The 17,021-nt window shown below is 40.6% G+C and carries 18 protein-coding genes, 1 tRNA gene and 3 pseudogenes; 12 read left to right on the forward strand and 10 right to left on the reverse strand.

Features of this window, described 5'->3' with window-relative positions; genetic code table 11:
• The first annotated feature begins 99 nt into the window (after positions 1 to 99).
• The 3 genes from ACM0OS_RS14030 (at position 100) to ACM0OS_RS14040 (ending at position 4,745) form a co-directional block, all read left to right on the forward strand.
• A complete protein-coding gene (locus ACM0OS_RS14030; RefSeq protein ID WP_414543801.1) occupies positions 100 to 294 on the forward strand; it encodes a hypothetical protein in 195 nt (64 codons plus the stop codon).
• Positions 295 to 302: 8 nt separating this feature from the next.
• Positions 303 to 3,878, forward strand: a complete 3,576-nt coding sequence (locus ACM0OS_RS14035) for an NB-ARC domain-containing protein (protein ID WP_414543802.1) — start codon at positions 303 to 305, stop codon at positions 3,876 to 3,878.
• A gap of 360 nt (positions 3,879 to 4,238) precedes the next feature.
• Positions 4,239 to 4,745 carry a GNAT family N-acetyltransferase gene (locus ACM0OS_RS14040; protein WP_414543803.1) on the forward strand — a complete coding sequence of 169 codons (507 nt, stop codon included), beginning with the start codon at positions 4,239 to 4,241 and terminating at the stop codon, positions 4,743 to 4,745.
• 63 nt (positions 4,746 to 4,808) lie between these two features.
• Here the strand turns inward: ACM0OS_RS14040 and ACM0OS_RS14045 are convergent, their stop codons facing one another.
• The 3 genes from ACM0OS_RS14045 to ACM0OS_RS14055 form a co-directional block, all read right to left on the reverse strand.
• Positions 4,809 to 5,777: a histone deacetylase gene (locus tag ACM0OS_RS14045; RefSeq protein ID WP_414543804.1), complete on the reverse strand. Its 969-nt coding sequence runs from the start codon at positions 5,775 to 5,777 to the stop codon at positions 4,809 to 4,811.
• Between the two features lie 122 nt (positions 5,778 to 5,899).
• On the reverse strand, positions 5,900 to 6,730 hold the full coding sequence (locus ACM0OS_RS14050; RefSeq protein WP_414543805.1) for a hypothetical protein: 831 nt from the start codon (positions 6,728 to 6,730) through the stop codon (positions 5,900 to 5,902).
• A gap of 93 nt (positions 6,731 to 6,823) precedes the next feature.
• On the reverse strand, positions 6,824 to 7,258 hold the full coding sequence (locus ACM0OS_RS14055; protein ID WP_414543806.1) for a hypothetical protein: 435 nt from the start codon (positions 7,256 to 7,258) through the stop codon (positions 6,824 to 6,826).
• A gap of 176 nt (positions 7,259 to 7,434) precedes the next feature.
• On the opposite strand from ACM0OS_RS14055, the gene ACM0OS_RS14060 reads away from it, so the two are divergent.
• Positions 7,435 to 7,671, forward strand: coding sequence for a hypothetical protein (locus ACM0OS_RS14060; protein WP_414543807.1), 237 nt, complete (start codon positions 7,435 to 7,437; stop codon positions 7,669 to 7,671).
• A 23-nt stretch (positions 7,672 to 7,694) separates the two neighbouring features.
• Here the strand turns inward: ACM0OS_RS14060 and ACM0OS_RS14065 are convergent, their stop codons facing one another.
• Entirely contained in the window at positions 7,695 to 8,042 is a 348-nt protein-coding gene (locus ACM0OS_RS14065; RefSeq protein WP_414543808.1) for a hypothetical protein, read from the reverse strand.
• Positions 8,043 to 8,325: 283 nt separating this feature from the next.
• Between ACM0OS_RS14065 and ACM0OS_RS14070 the strand changes: the two genes are divergently transcribed.
• The 3 genes and pseudogenes from ACM0OS_RS14070 (at position 8,326) to ACM0OS_RS14080 (ending at position 8,952) form a co-directional block, all read left to right on the forward strand.
• A complete protein-coding gene (locus tag ACM0OS_RS14070; protein WP_414543809.1) occupies positions 8,326 to 8,469 on the forward strand; it encodes a hypothetical protein in 144 nt (47 codons plus the stop codon).
• A gap of 15 nt (positions 8,470 to 8,484) precedes the next feature.
• Positions 8,485 to 8,727: pseudogene (locus ACM0OS_RS14075) on the forward strand (putative toxin-antitoxin system toxin component, PIN family); the annotation flags it as partial.
• Between the two features lie 6 nt (positions 8,728 to 8,733).
• Complete coding sequence (locus ACM0OS_RS14080) at positions 8,734 to 8,952, forward strand: toxin-antitoxin system HicB family antitoxin (protein ID WP_414543810.1); 219 nt, start codon at positions 8,734 to 8,736, stop codon at positions 8,950 to 8,952.
• A gap of 203 nt (positions 8,953 to 9,155) precedes the next feature.
• On the opposite strand, the gene ACM0OS_RS14085 is transcribed toward ACM0OS_RS14080, so the two are convergent.
• The 4 genes from ACM0OS_RS14085 to ACM0OS_RS14100 all read right to left on the reverse strand — a co-directional run bounded on the left by ACM0OS_RS14085 (position 9,156) and on the right by ACM0OS_RS14100 (position 10,566).
• Positions 9,156 to 9,229: transfer RNA gene (locus ACM0OS_RS14085), tRNA-Pro, on the reverse strand.
• 50 nt (positions 9,230 to 9,279) lie between these two features.
• Positions 9,280 to 9,645: a DUF1818 family protein gene (locus ACM0OS_RS14090; protein ID WP_414543811.1), complete on the reverse strand. Its 366-nt coding sequence runs from the start codon at positions 9,643 to 9,645 to the stop codon at positions 9,280 to 9,282.
• 52 nt (positions 9,646 to 9,697) lie between these two features.
• Positions 9,698 to 10,303 carry a hypothetical protein gene (locus ACM0OS_RS14095; protein ID WP_414543812.1) on the reverse strand — a complete coding sequence of 202 codons (606 nt, stop codon included), beginning with the start codon at positions 10,301 to 10,303 and terminating at the stop codon, positions 9,698 to 9,700.
• Positions 10,304 to 10,326: 23 nt separating this feature from the next.
• Positions 10,327 to 10,566 carry a DNA-directed RNA polymerase subunit omega gene (locus tag ACM0OS_RS14100; protein WP_414543813.1) on the reverse strand — a complete coding sequence of 80 codons (240 nt, stop codon included), beginning with the start codon at positions 10,564 to 10,566 and terminating at the stop codon, positions 10,327 to 10,329.
• Between the two features lie 167 nt (positions 10,567 to 10,733).
• Between ACM0OS_RS14100 and ACM0OS_RS14105 the strand changes: the two genes are divergently transcribed.
• Positions 10,734 to 11,153 carry a fasciclin domain-containing protein gene (locus ACM0OS_RS14105; RefSeq protein WP_414543814.1) on the forward strand — a complete coding sequence of 140 codons (420 nt, stop codon included), beginning with the start codon at positions 10,734 to 10,736 and terminating at the stop codon, positions 11,151 to 11,153.
• A 34-nt stretch (positions 11,154 to 11,187) separates the two neighbouring features.
• Here ACM0OS_RS14105 and ACM0OS_RS14110 read toward each other — a convergent pair whose 3' ends face one another.
• The gene (locus ACM0OS_RS14110) at positions 11,188 to 12,639 is read right to left on the reverse strand and encodes a glycoside hydrolase family 13 protein (RefSeq protein WP_414543815.1); all 1,452 of its coding nucleotides are present in this window, start codon (positions 12,637 to 12,639) and stop codon (positions 11,188 to 11,190) included.
• A 944-nt stretch (positions 12,640 to 13,583) separates the two neighbouring features.
• On the opposite strand from ACM0OS_RS14110, the pseudogene ACM0OS_RS14115 reads away from it, so the two are divergent.
• Positions 13,584 to 14,066 (forward strand): annotated as a pseudogene (locus ACM0OS_RS14115) (S8 family serine peptidase); the annotation flags it as partial.
• 161 nt (positions 14,067 to 14,227) lie between these two features.
• On the opposite strand, the gene ACM0OS_RS14120 reads toward ACM0OS_RS14115, so the two are convergent.
• A complete protein-coding gene (locus ACM0OS_RS14120) occupies positions 14,228 to 14,293 on the reverse strand; it encodes a formate dehydrogenase N subunit beta transmembrane domain-containing protein (RefSeq protein WP_414543833.1) in 66 nt (21 codons plus the stop codon).
• Between the two features lie 217 nt (positions 14,294 to 14,510).
• Here ACM0OS_RS14120 and ACM0OS_RS14125 point away from each other — a divergent pair.
• From ACM0OS_RS14125 to ACM0OS_RS14135, 3 genes and pseudogenes are all read left to right on the forward strand, one after another.
• Positions 14,511 to 14,993 (forward strand): annotated as a pseudogene (locus tag ACM0OS_RS14125) (S8 family serine peptidase); the annotation flags it as partial.
• A 137-nt stretch (positions 14,994 to 15,130) separates the two neighbouring features.
• A complete protein-coding gene (locus ACM0OS_RS14130; protein WP_414543834.1) occupies positions 15,131 to 15,430 on the forward strand; it encodes a hypothetical protein in 300 nt (99 codons plus the stop codon).
• Between the two features lie 291 nt (positions 15,431 to 15,721).
• Positions 15,722 to 17,011, forward strand: a complete 1,290-nt coding sequence (locus tag ACM0OS_RS14135; protein ID WP_414543816.1) for a glucose-1-phosphate adenylyltransferase — start codon at positions 15,722 to 15,724, stop codon at positions 17,009 to 17,011.
• Positions 17,012 to 17,021: the final 10 nt, after the last annotated feature.

Genomic DNA, 17,021 nt, shown 5'->3' on the forward strand with positions numbered 1-17,021 from the left:
ATAACTACTATCGTAAATTTACTGAGACTGCTAATATCAGTCTGGAATCCTGCTCTGTACATTTGTAGCTTTGTATAGACACTACTTAGACTAATTGTTATGTACTTTATTACAGGCGATCGCCACAACCAGTTTCAGACATCTGGTGTTGGGTGTGGGTTGAAGATGAGTCACATGGTGATGGATTTAATCGATCAATGGTTAGCTAGTGAAGTACATTCGGCTAGTGAATTGAACGGGGGGAGAAACTGCTGTGAATTGAAGTTTGCAGATAGTTTTGTTAATTCAATATAGTCGAACCAATGAAACAGCAAAAAACTCGTCGCAACCGAGGTGTCATTTTGACACTCAAAGGCTGGGATAAACTTCAGGCTGCTAAAGCTCAAGCAGAATGGGAAAAAAATGCTGGAGATAGCTTTTCTTTAGAAGAACTAGGCGATCGCATATGTTTATCCCTGCATACAATATCTAGAATACTGGGGCGTTTGGAACCCGTAGATAAAAGTTCGTTACACTCTGCCTTTGCTACCTTTGGTTTGGAATTAGGCAACAGTGATTATACCCGACCCAGCCCCCCTGACGATTTAGAAATCCGACACATGAATCCGCAGTATGACTGGCAAGAAGCCCCAGATGTATCTGTATTTTATGGTCGCAGTGAAGAATTATTAAAGCTACGACATTGGATATTAGAAGAAAGATGTCGTTTAGTTGCGTTATTGGGAATTGGTGGCATTGGTAAAAGCACTTTAGCCGTTAAGTTAGGATTGCAAATTCAAAGTGAATTTGAAGTGGTAGTGTGGCGCAGCCTGCAAAATGCACCACCAGTAAAGGAGCAATTGACAAATATACTGCAATTTTTGCTGTGGGCGCTGCGAAAAGAAATGGTAGTACCTGAAAGTTTTGATGAAAAACTGTCAAAGCTAATGGAATGTTTGCGATCGCACCGATGTCTGCTGATATTAGACAATGTTGAGACAATTCTTTGTGGTAGTCAAGCAGGAAAATATCGCCCTGGCTATGAGGGATATAGTCAATTAATCAAATGCATTGGTGAAGTCCCTCATACTAGTTGTGTTTTGCTAACTTCCAGAGAAAAACCCCAAGAAATAGCACTGCTAGAAGGAGACAGAACAAAAGTAAAATCTTTGCCATTAAAAGGATTGGAGTCTACCGCAGGACAAGAGTTGTTTCAGAACAAAGGACAATTCACTGGTACAGAGCGAGAATGGCAAATACTCATCGACCATTATGGGGGGAATCCCCTAGCACTAAAAATGGTTGCCGCCGGAACCAAAGAGCTGTTCAATGGTAGGATTACCCCTGTTTTGCAGTATGTGGAACAGGGAATCCCAATTTTTGAAGATATTGGTGACTTGTTAAAATGCCAATTCCAACGGTTATCAGTGGTAGAAAAAGAGGTAATGTATTGGCTGGCAATCAATCGAGAGCCAGTATCCATTGCCCAGTTAGCTGAAGATATTGTCACATCTGCTTCCAAACGTCAATTACCGTTAGCAATTAAATCTCTACTACGATGTTCATTAATTGAAGCAAGCGGCGAGCATTTCTTCCTGCAACCAGTGGTGATGGAATATGTGATCCAGCGATTGATTGAAGAGATTTATCAAGAATTAGTGGCAGAAAAGTCTGTTTCTCTAGGCTTACTTCAAACCCATACTTTGATTAAGGCAACAGCCAAAGACTACATCCGAGAGACACAAAAGCAATTAATTGTGCAACCCTTACTTGAGCAATTGTTGCTAGAGATAGGCTCTCAAAAAAAGTTGGTAATTTTATTGCAAGATGTACTAGAGCTGCAAAGACATCAAACTGCAATACTAGCTGGATATGCTGGGGGCAATGTCCTTAACTTGTTAGCGCATTTGCAAGTAAATTTACAGGGGTATGATTTTTCAAATTTGATCATTAGGCAAGCTGAATTAAAAAGTGTTAATTTAGCTGGAGTAAATTTTCAAAATACTACTTTTGATAAGTCTGTATTTGCTACAAGCTTGAAGAGTATTTTTTCACTGGACTTGAGTCCAGATGGAACACTGTTGGCTACAGGTGATATTAATGGGCAGATTCATTTGTGGCAAATGGCAGATAGAAAAAACTTGTTGACATTTAAAGGACATGAAGGTGTGGTTTGGACAGTCGCCTTTAGTCCAGATGGGCAAACCCTGGCAACTGGTGGTCATGATGGATTCGTTAAATTGTGGGATACAAACACAGGAAATTGCCTAAAAACTTTAGATAAACATACAGGCATTGTTTGGTCTGTCAGCTTTAGTCCGGATGGTCAAAGTATAGCTAGTGGTAGTCAAGACACTTTAATTTGTTTGTGGGATGTCCGTCTAGGCCAGTGCCTCAAAATACTGTACGGTCATACTAGTTGGGTATGTTCAGTCAGGTTTAATCTAGATGCTTCTATCCTAGCCAGTGGTAGTGATGATTGCGATATCCGTTTGTGGAATATCAGTACAGGCATCTGTATAAAAACTTTGCAAGGTCATGATGGTAGGGTATGCTCGGTTCGTTTCAGTCCAGATGGTAAAACTCTTGCCAGTGGGAGTAGTGACCACTCTGTTCGGTTATGGGATGTGATTAAAGGTGTGTGCGTAAGAATATTTCACGGTCATCAAGATTGGGTATGGTCAGTTTGCTTTAGTTCAGATGGTCAAACTATTGCTTCAGGTGGTAATGACTCCAGTGTGAGGTTGTGGAATGTGCTGCAAGGTACGTGTTTTAAAATTTTCCACGGACATACCAGTGAAGTGTACTCAGCTATTTTTAGTCCAGATGGTCAAACCTTATTTAGTGCTAGTAGGGATTCCAGCGTGCGTTTTTGGGATGTAAGTAAAGGTGTGTGCGTGAGAACTTTACAGGGTCATTCCAGTGGGGCGCATTTGGTCAGTTTTAACCCTGATAATTGTCTGTTGGCGACAGGTAGTTTTGATGGTTTGGTTCGGCTATGGGATATTGCATCTGCGTACTCTACTAAAATTTTACAAGGTCACACAGATTGGGTATGGTCAATTAGCTTTAGTCCAGATGGTAATATTTTAGCGAGTGGCAGTGATGACAAAAGCATTAAGCTGTGGGATGTTATTTCTGGTGATTGTATTACAACCTTATATGGTCATAGTGGTGGAGTAACATCAGTTAGCTTTAGTCCAGATGGTCAAACCTTAGCTAGTGCTAGTAGAGACAAGAGCGTGAAACTGTGGGATATTTATAAGCAGAAATGTATAACAACATTAGTAGGTCACACGGCTGAAATCTGGTCAGTTAGCTTTAGTCCAGATGGCAATACTTTAGCTACAGGTAGTGCGGACTACTTGGTTAAGTTGTGGGATGTCTCTGAAGGTAAATCCATAACAACTTTGTCAGGTCACACTGATGCAGTCTGGTCAGTGAGTTTTAGTCCTGATGGTAAAATGCTCGCTAGTGGTAGTGTTGATCACTCAATTCGATTATGGGATACCAGTAACTTTACTTGCGTAAAAGTGTTGCCAGGACATACTTCTACTGTATGGTCAGTCAGTTTTAGTCCAGATGGTTGTATCTTGGCATCCGCCAGTTCTGATCAAACAATTTGCTTATGGGATATCAATAACTTTACCTGTTTAAAAGTGTTGAATACTCATAGTAGTGGAGTATGTTCTGTTTGCTTTAATTCTGTTGGTAATATCTTGGTTCATACTAGTGAAGATGAGGGAATTAAGTTTTGGAATGTGGAAACAGCTGAGTGCATGAAAACCCTGAAGGTTGATCGCCTTTATGAAGGGATGAACATCAGGGGGGTGACTGGGTTAACAGCAGCACAGCGATCGGCTCTTTGGGCTTTGGGGGCTGTGGAAGGTAGGGGGTAAGTTTTATTGTATTAACATTTAAGTACCTCTGGAATTGGAATGAAACCTTACTTGTGTGGCCTGCGCCAGAAAGTAATCAATGCCCATAAAACTGAGAACCGCTATAATACCTCCAACCGACTGCAACAAGAGACGCTTATTTTGGTTCTTCAGTACCTAAATAAATATGCAAAATCAAGCCAAAAAAATCTCGGAAAGCTTTATCTACATACAAAATAAGCCATAATTTTGAACATTATTACAAAATATTGACTCTTTACCCTGTTCCCTTTCCCTATTCCCTGTTCCCTCTTTCAGACTGGTGATTTAGCATTACAAGTACGATAGAACCCTTATTTTACAATCACGAGAGAAAGAAGAATGCACATTGAACCTCTTTCATATGCGACGCTCGATGAAGCGATTAATCTAATTAATAAAGTTTTTCCAAGCCAGACACTATTTGAAAGAGCTACGTTGGCATTTCCGTTGAGCCTAAGAAAAAATAGTACAATTACAAAAATTATTTTTAGGATACTAGAAATTACCGAAGTACGCTATTGGGTTGCGGTAGATGAAGATTGCAAGAGAGTAATAGGAACTACAGGATTGTATGGATATCTAAAAGATATACATGAAGCATACTGGCTCGCCTGGACATGTGTATCGCCTACTGTTCGTGGTCAAGGAATTGGAAGTAAATTAGTTGATTTTTCCATTGAAAAGGCACGAGCAGAAGGTAAACAGTTCTTACGGCTATACACATCAAACTCTCCCGATGAAGCAGTTGCACAAATTCTTTACCAAAAACGTGGATTTCGGTTGATTGGTGAGGATAAAATATGGGGAAGTAAATCCAAAAAGCTCTACTTTGAACTTAAGTTATAAACTCTAGTATCGAGTTTCAAATTAGATTGCCCTTTCTCACTGTTTTTGAAGACAGTAACTCAACTATTTGTCAGCCCATGTCTTCAATATATAGCAAATACTGTCAACTACTAATTCGTAGCTTTCTTTTGTGTATCCACCGCCTAAGACCATAGCACATGGAATCCCAAAATCAATCAGACTATTCAAAACAAATTTATCTCGCTCTAACACTCCTTGCTTAGATATGCTCAACTTGCCTAAAGGATCTTTTTCATAAATATCAGTACCAGCATTATAGAAAGCAATTTTTGCATCTCTTTGATTCTTTAGAAATAAAGGCAGTTCCCTCTTTAAGTTATCAATGTATACAGAGTCCTTCGTACCATAATTAAGAGGAATATCAGTATTTATTCTTTTCCTTGCCCATAAATCTTTGGGATAGATATCTTTGTTATACATATCAAAAATAAAAACACTTTTATCTTCATCAAATATCCTTGCAATACCGTTGCCTTGATGGGCATCTAAATCAATCATAAGAACTTTATCATCAGATTTTATCTTTCCGCTTTGTCTAAGTTCATAAACAGCAACACCAATATCTGAATAAATACAAAATCCCTCACCTTTTTTCCTGCTTGCATGATGATATCCACCAGATAAATTAACAGAGATTCCATCTTCTAATGCGGCTTCTGCTGCCATAATAGTTCCCCTTGTTGCTAAACGCATAGGAGATAGAACAGTTCTATCAATCAGTTTATAAGGAACAAGTGCTAAGGGGGGTATTTCAAGAGCTTTAGAAAGATACTGAGAATTTGTGATTAATTCAGACAAGTATATCTTGGTATGAACAGTAGATAATTCATTGGATGAGACTTCTCTTTCTGGGCATTTTGTCCAATTATCTAAGTTTTCACCAAATATATTTTTAAGTTCTTTCCATGCTCGTCCATACTTACATCCATCAAATGGATGTAGCTTCTCAATTCCAAAAAAATGAATATTATACTTATGTGAGAAGATAAGTGTAGGCTTAATTCTGGACATTTTAGGGGTTTTTCTAAATTAGTTTATGTTCAACTTAATTTGTTTAGCATTCAGCGAAAGAATATATAGCTTATAGATTATTTAATTCAGGATCACAGCGAGAAGAGTTATTAGATAAATTGCTAATCGCAGTATAGCTTATTATCAAAATAGACCCAATCATAAATTGGCCATTTGCCATTTTCATTATCCTCATTTAAGGTTACTAAAACATAATATTTTCCTCTGGGTGGTCTACAATAAGTAACAGTATGTTTAATATCATAATAATTCCAGCCTCCTTTGAGTGGATCAAATCGTGTTTCAGCAAATATATGACCCTTGTCAATCTCTTTTCCGTCAAAAGGGCTTTCGGTAGCCCAAAATATAAGCCTGAGAGTTTTACTAGTTCCACTGTTTCGATTATTTATAAGCTTATCGACTGTAATCTCTACGTGAGGGTCTATAATCTCATAACTCACGTTTCCATGTATACCTAAATCCCTCTTTAAAGCATGTAAACGAATCATTTCAGCATATTTTATTACATCCTTTGGGGTATAAATACCGTGCCAGGACTGAGGTTGAGGAGGTGAAATTCCTGACATATCCTTAAGGTTATCAATAACGGTATAACAACAGTTGCTGCTTGTTATATCCCACTTTTGTTTCTCCCAAGCGGTTGTATAAGAATCAATGCTATATTTGTTGGGATTTAGTAAGTTGGGAATATTAATAATTTCATCTGCGGGTCTTGTAATTTTTGTACAATCTTCAGGGTAATTCTTTGGTATGTAAGGATCAGAACTTTTCCACAGATGTTGGAGATCCTTTTTACGACTTGTATTTGGCCAAAAACTCAAATAAGAGGAACTACCATCCGCACCTCTTATACTTAGAGAAGCATGACCAAGGTCAAAGTTCAAGACATTGTGTTTCCAAACATATACAATTGCTTTTGAAATACAAACCATGAATTTTTCTTGGGTTTATACTAATTAATAGTCAGGTTTTTACTGTTAATACTTGGAGTAAAGTAGCATATAAATTACTTTTTATTTGTATTTTTACTGCTTAAATGATCCAAATACCAGAATAAACATTGATATAAATACTATCAAGAAAATTATTGCAAAAACATACAGTACTATTGTCAATACATTAAGGTCAGGATACTCTTTTAATGTAAGTTGAATTGCTAATAAATCAACTTCTTTCTTTGCAATCTCAAAAGTATGTATACCATATAGAGCAATATATAAAAAACCACCACTCATAACAGCAGGTAGTAATAAAGAATATTTTATATATTGTTTATTTGGATTTGCAAAATAAAATGTAATAATACTACCTGTAACAGCATAAAAGAATGCATTTGCTTTAAAAGCACTATCTAAATAAAACTTATAAAGGTCTATCCAAAGAGAATATTGCTTCCATAAAAATTCTTGTTTTTTCCAGTCATAATTCATGCCACTTTCTAAATTTTTACCTATAGACATATTTTGCATCCTCAGTCTTCTGTTGTGATTTCTCGTAGAATTACACAATTTACAAATATAAAAAGCTATTTATAAAGTGCGATAACTTTGTTGCATAACTTCAGTATGCGTACTTTTCCCCACTCACACAAGGCAAGTTTAGCAAGTTAATTTCAAATTAAGGCTCTCGTAAACAAATGAGAGCGATCAGCTACGCTGGGCGGAACGCTATCGCCTATATCAACCCCATCACCAGAATTGTGCTCGCCCATTGGACACAGTTGCTCAGAGTGCGATCGCCCACTATCACCAACAGGACAAAGGCTTATGTGGCATATTTGCGAAGAATGCGATCGCCTATTTATCTGAATATGAATAATGCAATCGCAAGATGGACTCTAGAAAGGCATGAACCATTAGATGCCATGCCTTAATATTCCTAACTACTGTCTATAAATTAGCGGAATTTTACATAGCTACCATTTCTGTCAAACTGACCTTTGAAAGCCCAGTTAATCCATCCCCCATCGCCTTTGTTGGTAAAATCACCACTTTCAAAAGCCCAAATACCGTAAGTAATACCGTTATAATTAGTCTTAGCAAAAAATTTAACTCCCTTGAAGTTTTCATCATAGTTTTGGCTCAAATTAAAAACCATCACATTATGATTTTTCCCAGCTTTAAAATAAGCTTCTTCCATTAGACCCTTTACGAATCCTTCACGGTCTCGATCAGCATTAACACTAGATGCGATCGCTCCAGCAATTCCAAGTACATCGAGTCCAACATCTAAACCAATAGCCATCTTTTACTCCTTATACAAGTATTTTGATCGCACTCTTCACATCTGTACAAATCAAAACCAAGTCTGATTACGCACATACAGAGTTTTTTGTAAAGTGAGATGTAATTGTTGCATGATTACAGTCTGCCGAGTATTCCGTATTTACACTAGGCAACTTTAGCAAGTTAAGTGCAATTTAAGGCTTTCGTAAACAAACAAGTGCGATCAGCTACGCTGGGCGGAACGCCATCGCTTACATCACCCCATCATTAAAATTGCGATCTGCGGAAAGCAGCAGTGCTGAGTGCAAAGCACACGCTCCGCGAACGCTATCGCCCGCATCAACCTCACAGGAATGCGATCGCCCACATCACCCCATCATCAAAAATGCGTAGGCGTAGCCCGTCGTAGACATCGCTCATGGGACATAGTTGCTCAGAGTGCGTAGGCGTAAACATCGCGCCCTTTAACTACTGAAGAAATTTTTGCTTTACTTGCATCATTGATGAGCGTAAGTCAATGGGTTTATATTTATTCTTTATGGCGACCTAATTTAAAAGACGAAGCTGACAATCACTTAATTGAATTAGTCGTTGCTGGCAATGCTCAAATTATTGCCACTCACAATCTCAAAAATTTCCAAAATACTGAATTGTTATTTCCTAACTTATCAATATTAAAACCAGAAGAAATTATTAGGAGTTAAACAAAAATGGCAACTTTAACTATTCGTTTACCAGACGATAAGCATAATAGATTGAAAGAACTTGCTCAAGCCAAAGGCATCAGTGTCAATAAATTGATTGAAGAACTTTCTACCATAGCTCTAGCAGAATTTGATGCCCATACAAGATTTAAAGCAATGGCTGCGACTGGTAACCTAGAAGCAGGTTTGAAAATACTAGCCAAACTTGATATTACGGCAGAATAGAGCTTGTAGCGCCATGATGCAAATGCTAATCGGAGGCGATCTGCCAAAGGCAGCAGCGAAACGATCGCACACATTTCCCGCCTTCAGTAGCGGTTTGAGAAAGTAGTGGGAATTTAGCGATCGCCTTGAATCTTAATCAGTTGGTGCTACTAAAAAACCTGCCAATCTTTTATACAAGACTAGCAGGTAGGGTCTTTTGTTAATCGGAGCGGCGGGATTCGAACCCACGACCTCCACTACCCCAAAGTGGCGCGCTACCAAGCTGCGCTACGCCCCGGTCAGAATTACTATCATACTGCAAAGCCACAGGATAATCAAGGGGAAAATTTAAAAAACTTTTAGCATCCCAGCTGCTTGCAGTAAACCCTCTACAGCGCTAGCATTCCATGCACCTTCTACACACCGTCCGGTATTGAGAATCAAGCGCAGACTATAGGCTTGAGGATAGCCTTCTACTTCCATCCATAATAAGTCACTTTCGGCTTCACAGGCGATTTTCTCGTCGTCCATTAATTCGGTGGCGACTTGCTTAATGGTGTCGGCTAGCTGTGTAAGTAGTCGGCAAAAATCATTCAACTCGGATTCTGTTAACTCTATTGCCCAATCATCTGTACCTACTAAACCTTTAAATTCTGGTGCGTTGGGGTTCCAGCCAATCCGCCAGCCAGTTCCACTTTTAAGTACACGTTCCATAAATCGATTTTTTAAACGCAAAGGGCGCGCGGTGAACCCGAAGGGAGGTTATTTACCTGAGAAGTTCGGCACCGCCTTGTTGGGGTGGTTGTGGGGTGGATGTGTTGGGGTTGGTGGTTTTATCGGGGTTGGGGGTTTGGGTATTTGGAGGATTGGGGGTGAAGAGATTGGCTAAAACTTGTACTAGGGCATTCCTTTGTTGGCGATTGAGTTTAGCTATGGCCGCGCGATCGCCTTCTAAGGGATTTTGCCGCAATATATCATTACCAGGATAGGAATGATCGTACATAATTTCGTTAGCGTCTAGGTAGTCGGCTAATGTTAGCTTCCAATCTAGGCGGTAACTGGGGGCGCGCCCTTTTGTATATAGGTGATAGCGAATCAGGCGACTGGCTAAGGTGCTGTTTTCGGCAACCTGTCCAGTTTCTCTACTGATATATTGGTTTTCCTTGGGGAAGTCGGGTAGTTGCTTATATACTTGTTGCCAAATATCTCCAGGACTAATTCTCTGGGCGATGGCAGGTTGAATACCCAGTAAGTTTATAGGTATGAATTTATTTACCCCTGAACTCGCAACAAGTACACCCACCACCATAAAAGCAGTGAGTGTCTGCCAGAACTTGAGTAGGGGTTGAATGAACGATGATTTTTTGCTCATCCTACCTTTGCCAAAGTCTTATTTTATAGTTCGCCAATGATTTCAGGCTGAGTCAGTTCGTCGGACATTTCGATAATGGCTCTGAGTACTGGCTTCATCATCACATCTTCCGATGGGCTGTCAAAGTCTTCGTAACGACGACGCTTGGCACGGTTTGCCACCTGAACTGTAATGCGGTAGCGGTTTGAGGCTGCACTAATCAGATCTTCAGAACGGTGCATGATTTGAGACTGGGTGGTCTCGAACTTAGAACGCTTTAGCATAGTCAGTGGTTTTTGGGGTCATTCTCTAGTTTAGCAGTACTCATCAGTCTACTGTTGGGTATTGGGAGTGTATTCAATTACCTGCAACCTTTCTGTCGATAGAGGTTGGCAGTTTTTTTGGGCTGTAAAATTTATCAGTTTATGATCCAGCAATACTACTAAAGATTATGGCTGATATTGTCGAAACTGCTGCTAATGCAGGAAATTTCACTACTCTGATTCAAGCAGTTAAAACTGCAAAACTTGTAGAAACTCTGAAAAATCCTGGTTCTTTTACTATCTTCGCACCCACTGACGAGGCTTTTGCTAAATTACCAGAGGGTACGTTAGATGCACTACTGCAAGATATCCCCAAGCTGCAAAAAATATTGATGTATCATGTGGCTTCTGGGGATGTCAGATCTGATGATTTGGTACAGATTGACGAAGCCACAACTTTGGAAGGCTCAGTAGTGGCTATTGAGGCAGATAATGGGGTTTTGAAGGTCAATAATGCAAATATCCTGAAAACCGATATTCTTGCCGATAATGGCGTTATTCACGTGATTGATGCGGTGTTAATGCCAGCAATGGTTGCGGGGAGGTAAGGACACGAATATGTGTCCTTACGGTGGATATTATCTAAGCTACGCCTAAAATACAGCCTGTACGGGGTGGAAGGGTTACAGAAAGTTGCCGATCGTGCCACTCAAATTCTGCATTGCCATATAACAGCTTGTTGGGTTGAGTATGCAAACTAGCCGCATCTAGCTTTGCTGTTGTTTGTGCTGTACCAGCGTTAACAGCGATAATTAATGCTTCTGTTTTTAAAGTGCGGGCAAAAATGTACAACGCCCCCTGGGCAAAAAGAACTTGGTAATCGCCTGTACGCAACGCTGGGTATTGATGACGCAAGTGAATTAATTGGCGGTGCTGTTTGAGGATTTCTTGATTCCAGTTAGCTTCTAAGGGAAAACCACGACGTGAGTCAGGATCTATAGCACCAGGTAGCCCAACTTCATCACCATAGTAGATACTGGGGGCGCCAGGAAAGGTAAATAACAGTAAAGTTGCTAATTCCGCACTGGCTTGATCATTGCCAGCAATGGTAACTAATCTTGCTGTGTCGTGACTTGCTAGTAAATTCAGTTGAGTTAGCTGAATTTCCCAAGGGTAAAATTGCAGTAATTCTTGGATTTTGGCGGCGTATTCGGTGGCAAATAAAGGTGGATAAGGTTGGTAATCGCGGCATTGTACCTGTTCTAAGACTACGCGATCGCCTGCGGTAAAAGCGATGGTTGGCCCGGCAAATAAATAATTCATTACCCCATCAAATTGCTTACCATCCAGCCATTCCCGGGAATCTCCCCACACTTCGCCCACAATATACGCTTCGGGATTAATGGCTTTGACGCGATCGCGAAATTCTTGCCAAAATCCCGGAGTCTTAATTTCAAATGGTACATCCAATCGCCAACCGTCAATGCCGAATTTAATCCAATATTCGGCAATTTCCATAATGTATTCCCGCACTTCGGGATTGTCATGATTAAACACCGGTAAAGCCCGATTTCCTCCCCAGCCTTCGTAATTGGCGGGTAAATCCCCTGTGTAGGGTGCCAGAGGCCAATCTGTAATTTTGAACCAATTCACCCAAGGGGAATGAGGGCCATTTTCTAAAATATCGTGAAAAAAGAAAAATCCCCGACTGGCGTGATTAAAGACTCCATCCAGCACCACTTTGATATTCCGTTCGTGGGCTGCATCTAGCAGTTCCCGAAATGCCTCGTTGCCCCCCAGCAAGGGATCAACCTGATAATAATCATGGGTGTGATAGCGGTGATTACTAGCCGATTGAAAGATGGGTGTGAAGTAAATCGCGTTAATTCCTAAATTGTGGATATAGTCTAAGTCCTCAATAATGCCCCATAAATCGCCGCCTTTGTAACCTTGGAGTGTGGGCATAGCTTCCCAATCTTCCCAACGGGCTTCGTGTAACAGCCGCTTGTGGGGCTGCTTACTTCTAGCAAAACGATCTGGAAAAATTTGATAAAAAACAGCGTGCTTAACCCAGTCTGGTGTTTGAATTTGCATACATGACTTTTTTGACCTTCAGAAGTGATTGTGGCAAATACTCGCTGATTTGCCTCTCTCACTGATGATAGAAAATATCTGTTGAGGGGACTGGGATCGGGAAATTCACGTAAACGAACTACTGTGTATAAATATTATTTTTTTATTTTAGTAAGGCACGGGATTAATAAGTATTATTTAATGCTCATTTATTTTACGCACTTATAGCTTAATACTTCTTTATTTTTGTAGATTTAAATTTTTCCGTAATCACTCAGATAGATACTGTATTACTCAAAAGTGTTGGTTAACAAATCATTGAATATAAGTGAAATTGATTAACAAATCCAGACTTGATAAGTCTCTACCGTATTTACTCGTAGAGATTTAGCCAGTTAAAGAAACTTATCTTTAGGTAGAGATCAATTGAGAAAAATGAGTTATGAATTAGCAAGCCCAAATTAAAATTTATGGGTTATTTTCAGGCTCCTAACTTGGTTCGATGCTATCTATGGAAAAAATAGATAACTATAGTCGCACTCAGAAATGAAGGCTAAAAAAGTTACTTAGCCTGCATTAGTGATAGAGCGACAAATCCTGCAAAATCCAGTACCTTACTTGTATAAATTAACTAAACAGAGGTTACTATGAGACACGAAAAGCTTTCCCCTGGACTGCTATTGGCATATGAAGACTATCAACATGAAGGCGTAACAGCTTTAACCACCCACAAGCGATCGCTTGGTATAGTAGCTCCAACAAATCCTGTTAAACAAACCAAGACTATTGTTTTTATATATTGTGATTCTGATGCAGACTTGAGTCATTTGTCACAATACGGTATTGAAATCAACCAAAACTCAGGTAGTGTCCGCACAGCTTTCGTACCCCTAGACAGTTTAGATGTCTTATCTGAAGAACCCAATATCCAGCTCATCAAGCCATCACGGAAAATGAAACTGCGGATGGACGCTGCGCCGGGAGGCGTACAATTACCAGCGTTTCAAAAGAAAACCGGACTCACTGGTAAAGGAGTAATTATTGGCGTCCTTGACACAGGTATTGATGCCAAACACCCCGCTTTCGCCGGCAGAATCTTAAGCGTTTGGGATCAAACACTACCAGGCCCAGGAGTCACAGAAGGTGCCTATGGAGCTGAATTTACCGGGGCGCAAATGACTATCTCTCAAGATACTAACGGTCATGGCACTCACGTAGCTGGCATTGCGGCTGGTGTTGATAGCATCTATAACGGCGTAGCACCAGAAGCAGACTTGGTAATCATCAAATCCGACTTACAAGATGCTCACATTGCCGATGGTGTGCGCTACGTTTTCCGCGTTGCTAGAGAATTAGGTCGCCCAGTTGTATTAAATCTCAGCTTGGGTGGACACGCTGATGCTCACGACGGTAGCGATTCCCTCTCAAAAATTATTGACGCCGAATCTGGCCCAGGCAGAATTGTCTGCTGCGCTGCGGGTAATGAAGGCAACGACAACATTCATGGTCAAGCAATTATCAGCTGCCAAAGTACTCACGGTATGCGCTTTAATGTGCCTCACCATCAAGTAGGTATAGCCTGGTTAAACGCTTGGTACTCTGGTAATAGTCAATTAGAAGTGTCGGTACGCAGTCCTAACGGTTTTGTCACTCCTTTCCAAAAAGTGATTACCAACGGTAATCCTGCCCAAAATTATCAATTGCCTGATGGACATATAGAAATTGTCACACCAGGCCCAGACTCCAGCAACGGCGACTACAATTTCTTTGTGCAAATTCGTGGTAAAGGTAACACCAGAGTCGCAGGAGGTATTTGGCAGTTACAGGTACGCAACACTTCTGCTGCGGAAACCAGATTAGATGTCTGGACGCTGGATGATGCCTCATCAGTATTTTTTACAGGTGATAGCACAGAAGACTCGGTGAAAATTGGATCCCCAGGATCTGCCAGCAGTGCAATTACAGTGGCTTCCTATACAACTAAAAACAAGTTTACAGATATTGATGGCCAGGTGCGAGAGATGGGCTTAGGATTGAATACCATTTCGGAATTTAGTAGTGAAGGGCCACTACGAAATAATGCCGCCAAACCAGATGTAGCCGCACCGGGAGCGATGATTGTCGCTGCACTCTCCGCTCATGCCAATATGGATCGCTCAATGATGATTAATTCTAAATTTGTGGCCATGGCTGGTACAAGTATGGCCACACCGTTTGTCACTGGGTTAGTAGCACTGCTATTACAGCGCGACCCCAAGCTTGATCCTGAGACAGTAAAAGACTTGCTCCGCGCCAATAGTTCCATCCCCGGCAAACCCTCTGGAACCTTTGATAAAAAGTGGGGGTTTGGATTGGTTGATGTCGCTAGTTTGTGATTGGGTGCTGGGGAATTCGAGAACCTCTTCTCTTATCTATGTATAAAGATAGGTAAAGATAACGGAGAAATTTGATAGTTTGGTTGTGGGGTAGGCTCAAAATGCCTACCTTTTTTACCAAGGATTTGCTGGTCAATATGAATTACCAAAAGTTAGATGCTCCCCTATCTTTAGCCCTCAATGAGGCTCAAAACTCAAAAGAACAGAGTTTAGAGATTTTCATTCACACTGAACCTGTGGTTGATTCTAATGCGATCGCTGTTTTAGAGAGCTTGGGGGTCAAAGATGTTACTTGTGGAAAAGATGTATTTACGGCAACACTTGTGCCTACTGCTATTTCCCAGTTGTCGGAGCAACCTTGGGTGAAGTCTTTGAGGCTGTCCCAACAATTGCATTTGGTGAATCAGCGAAAGGGTATGGGTAGTTTCCGCATTTGAAAATATTTAAGGACTCTGAGAATTCCTGGGTACAGTATTGGTGAAATGTCTCCAAAGTTACTAATAGGTCATTTCAGTAAATAACGCGTGAGTATGTACTGAAATGATGACAGTATGGTCAGCCTTGACACAAAATTAGTAACATTTGATACAAAATTTTTGGATGAGTGATTGATCACCAACACTATTCTGTAAACTTGACTAATTATTAATCTGTGATCCCCCCTTACCAGCAGTCTCAGACAGTCCTAAACTGAAGGTGAGAGTTGAAAGGCAGTCGGGAGAAATTTTGTGAAAAAAGTATTAGCAATCATTCTCGGTGGTGGTGCGGGCACTCGCCTTTATCCACTAACCAAATTACGTGCTAAACCAGCAGTACCAGTGGCAGGGAAGTACCGTTTGATAGATATTCCTGTCAGTAATTGCATCAATTCAGAGATATACAAAATCTATGTCCTGACACAATTTAACTCAGCATCCCTGAATCGCCATATAGCGCGTACCTACAACTTTACTGGTTTCAACGAGGGGTTTGTGGAAGTGCTAGCGGCACAGCAAACGCCAGAGAACCCCAATTGGTTCCAAGGTACAGCCGATGCTGTACGTCAGTATTTATGGCTATTGGAAGAATGGGATGCGGAGGAGTATCTGATTCTCTCAGGAGATCATCTCTATCGCATGGATTACCGCAAGTTTATCCAGCGTCATAGAGAAACGAATGCTGATATTACTCTCTCGGTTATCCCCATTGATCAACGCCGCGCTTCGGACTTTGGTTTAATGAAAATTGACCAGTCTGGTAGGGTAATTGATTTTAGCGAAAAACCCAAAGGCGAAGCATTGGAGCAGATGAAGGTTGATACTAGTGTACTGGGATTGACACCAGAACAGGCTAATTTACAGCCCTACATTGCTTCGATGGGGATTTATGTATTTAAAAAAGAAGTTTTGTTCAAGTTGTTGAAGGAATCTTTAGACAGCACTGATTTTGGTAAAGAAATTATTCCTGATGCGGGCAAAGATTACAATGTCCAAGCCTACTTGTTTGATGATTACTGGGAAGACATCGGGACAATCGAAGCATTTTATCAAGCCAATTTAGCATTAACTAAACAACCTTTACCGCCCTTTAGCTTCTACGATGAGAAAGCACCAATTTATACTCGCGCTCGTTACTTACCACCGAGTAAACTTTTGAGTTGCCATGTCACAGAATCAATGATTGGCGAGGGCTGTATTTTAAAAAATTGCCGCATTCAGCATTCAGTTTTGGGCGTGCGATCGCGCGTTGAAGCTGGCTGCGTCATTGAAGAATCTTTGTTGATGGGAGCAGACTTTTATCAACCTTTTGTGGAACGCCAATGTAGCTTAGAAAAAGGTGATGTTCCTGTAGGCATTGGCATGGATACGATTATTCGGGGGGCGATCGTTGATAAAAATGCCCGCATTGGCAACAATGTCAAAATCATCAATAAAGATAATGTGCAAGAAGCAGAACGCGAAAGTCAAGGCTTCTACATCCGTAGTGGGATTGTTGTGGTTCTCAAAGGTGCCTTAATCCCTGATGGAACGGTAATTTAGTCATTAGTCG

The sequence above is a fragment of the Nostoc sp. CCY0012 genome (genome assembly GCF_963920855.1).
In the GTDB taxonomy this organism is placed as follows: domain Bacteria; phylum Cyanobacteriota; class Cyanobacteriia; order Cyanobacteriales; family Nostocaceae; genus Cyanocohniella.

What these genes read in the sequence shown, in the direction of transcription:
- ACM0OS_RS14080 (WP_414543810.1), top strand. Translation starts at nt 8,734, where the DNA reads ATGGCAACTTTAACTATTCGTTTACCAGACGATAAGCATAATAGATTG.
- ACM0OS_RS14030 (WP_414543801.1), top strand. Translation starts at nt 100, where the DNA reads ATGTACTTTATTACAGGCGATCGCCACAACCAGTTTCAGACATCTGGT.
- ACM0OS_RS14095 (WP_414543812.1), bottom strand. Translation starts at nt 10,303, where the DNA reads ATGAGCAAAAAATCATCGTTCATTCAACCCCTACTCAAGTTCTGGCAG.
- ACM0OS_RS14110 (WP_414543815.1), bottom strand. Translation starts at nt 12,639, where the DNA reads ATGCAAATTCAAACACCAGACTGGGTTAAGCACGCTGTTTTTTATCAA.
- ACM0OS_RS14055 (WP_414543806.1), bottom strand. Translation starts at nt 7,258, where the DNA reads ATGTCTATAGGTAAAAATTTAGAAAGTGGCATGAATTATGACTGGAAA.
- ACM0OS_RS14065 (WP_414543808.1), bottom strand. Translation starts at nt 8,042, where the DNA reads ATGGCTATTGGTTTAGATGTTGGACTCGATGTACTTGGAATTGCTGGA.
- ACM0OS_RS14130 (WP_414543834.1), top strand. Translation starts at nt 15,131, where the DNA reads ATGAATTACCAAAAGTTAGATGCTCCCCTATCTTTAGCCCTCAATGAG.
- ACM0OS_RS14035 (WP_414543802.1), top strand. Translation starts at nt 303, where the DNA reads ATGAAACAGCAAAAAACTCGTCGCAACCGAGGTGTCATTTTGACACTC.
- ACM0OS_RS14090 (WP_414543811.1), bottom strand. Translation starts at nt 9,645, where the DNA reads ATGGAACGTGTACTTAAAAGTGGAACTGGCTGGCGGATTGGCTGGAAC.
- ACM0OS_RS14105 (WP_414543814.1), top strand. Translation starts at nt 10,734, where the DNA reads ATGGCTGATATTGTCGAAACTGCTGCTAATGCAGGAAATTTCACTACT.
- ACM0OS_RS14060 (WP_414543807.1), top strand. Translation starts at nt 7,435, where the DNA reads ATGAGAGCGATCAGCTACGCTGGGCGGAACGCTATCGCCTATATCAAC.
- ACM0OS_RS14050 (WP_414543805.1), bottom strand. Translation starts at nt 6,730, where the DNA reads ATGGTTTGTATTTCAAAAGCAATTGTATATGTTTGGAAACACAATGTC.
- ACM0OS_RS14045 (WP_414543804.1), bottom strand. Translation starts at nt 5,777, where the DNA reads ATGTCCAGAATTAAGCCTACACTTATCTTCTCACATAAGTATAATATT.
- ACM0OS_RS14100 (WP_414543813.1), bottom strand. Translation starts at nt 10,566, where the DNA reads ATGCTAAAGCGTTCTAAGTTCGAGACCACCCAGTCTCAAATCATGCAC.
- ACM0OS_RS14040 (WP_414543803.1), top strand. Translation starts at nt 4,239, where the DNA reads ATGCACATTGAACCTCTTTCATATGCGACGCTCGATGAAGCGATTAAT.